The 1,998-nt window shown below is 60.6% G+C and carries 1 protein-coding gene; it reads left to right on the plus strand.

The features are described from left to right. Window positions 1–543: 543 nt before the first annotated feature. Window positions 544–1,998, plus strand: a 1,455-nt coding sequence (gene ltrA, locus ACFSXZ_RS41230; RefSeq protein WP_378272023.1) for a group II intron reverse transcriptase/maturase, incomplete at its 3' end; no start/stop codon positions are given.

The following is a 1,998-nucleotide window of genomic DNA, read 5'->3' on the forward strand; positions in this document are numbered from 1 at the left end:
CTGGCTGTCGCAGCAGTTGGGTGAAGCTGAGGGCAGCCTAAATCCCGGTGGGAGTGTTGGGGTTTGGGTAGCAAGCGGCCCTGACAAAGTCGGAACGTGCCAGTACTGCCAGATGGTGCGGGTCCGGTGAGCGAGACGAGAAGGTATACACAAGGAATCAGCGGTTGACGCCCCGTTATGTGGAGCCGGCTCGAAACCTGGTGGATCAGGGCTGGTATTGCGGTGCATAACACGAAGTCTTTAGGGAGTGTTATCCGCCTGGCATCACGGCCTGTGATGTTGGGCAGCCCGTGCCGATTGTCTGCGGTGGAGGTGCGGGGGCCGTCGGGGTACAGCTGGGTGCCTCACTCGTCGATCGGTAACAAGTGAACATGGGAACCACACCACAATCCCCTCACCTTTTCCCGGCCAGGGACAGGGTAGGGAAAGCACACTGCCTGCCGATGGTTGTGGTGTGGGACGGAGCCGCCGTAGTACTCCGAGCATGGGAAAGCCACGTACATGGGGAAGGGCGGCAGCGAGTCAGCGGATGGAGTTGTGGTCATGCCAGAAGACGCGCCGGTGAACATCGGCGCCATGCTTTCGGCCCCGTATCGGGCAGGGAAGCGGGTACTGGGTATTCAAACGAAACTGCACAGTTGGGCGACGGCAGATCGGAGTCGCCGGTTTGATGATCTGTTCAACCTCGTGGCGGATCCGGCATTCATGGTGACAGCCTGGTGGCGGGTCCGGGAGAACAAAGGCGCACGGACGGCAGGAATCGACAAGCGCACAGCGCGAGCGATCGAAGCGTCCGCGGGCGGCGTGGAAGCGTTCCTGGAAGACCTGCGGGCACGGCTCAAAGGTCGCACGTTCCGGCCGCTTCCCGTACGACAACGGAAAATACCGAAGGCCAACGGGAAACTACGAAGCCTCGGTATCCCGACTGTCGAAGATCGCGTCGTTCAAGCCTGCCTGAAACTGGTGTTGGAGCCGATCCTGGAGGTCGAGTTCTCGCCCTTCAGTCACGGGTTCCGGCCAGGCCACCGCGCGCAGGACGCCATCGAAGACATCCGCCACTATGCCCATTGCGGGTATGAGTGGGTGTTCGAGGGCGATATCGCTTCCTGTTTCGACGAGATCTCGCATACCGCGTTGATGGACCGGTTGCGGAAACGAGTAGGGGACGGGAAGGTATTGGCGTTGGTGAAAGCCTTTCTGAAAGCTGGACTGTTAGACTCCGACGGCATCGAACACGACACGCGTTCAGGCACTCCCCAAGGCGGTATTCTATCGCCGCTTTTGGCCAACCTCGCCCTGACCCACCTGGACGATTACTTCCAGGCCCGGTGGGCAGCCCACGGCGGCGAATGGAACCGGCGCCGCTACCGGCAGCGCGGAGGAGCCACCTACCGGTTGATCCGGTACGCGGACGACTTCGTGATCCTGGTCAACGGCACCCGAGACCACGCCGAATCGCAGTGGGAAGAGGTCAGTGACGTCCTGTCCGAGATCGGCCTGCGGCTGGCCCCGGAGAAAACACAGGTCGTGCACATCGATGAGGGACTCGACTTCCTCGGGGTCCGCATCCAGCGGCACCGCCAATGGGGAAGCGACCGGAGGTACGTATATTCCTACCCTTCCAAGAAATCCGTCACCAACGTGCGACGGAAGATCAAGGAAGCCACCGGTAAACAGACCATCAACCAGCCCGCGAGTACTCTCTTTCCGAGGTTAAATCAGATCACTCGCGGGTGGGCCCTCTACTTCCGGCACGGGGCAGCCAGTGACGCCTTCCACGACCTGGAACGCTACCTGTGGTATCGGGTCTGGAAATGGCTTCGCAGCAAACACCCCAACCAACACTGGAAGTGGATCAAACGACGCTACCACAGAAACAGCAAGTGGTGTTCAGCGCCGAACGGAGTAACACTCTTCAACCCCAACTCGATGAAAATCGAACGCCACACCTGGCGAGGGACGAAGATCCCCACTCCGTGGACCCACGCACTCCGAAAC

The sequence above is a fragment of the Amycolatopsis pigmentata genome (assembly GCF_042684065.1).
Taxonomy (GTDB): domain Bacteria; phylum Actinomycetota; class Actinomycetes; order Mycobacteriales; family Pseudonocardiaceae; genus Amycolatopsis_E; species Amycolatopsis_E pigmentata.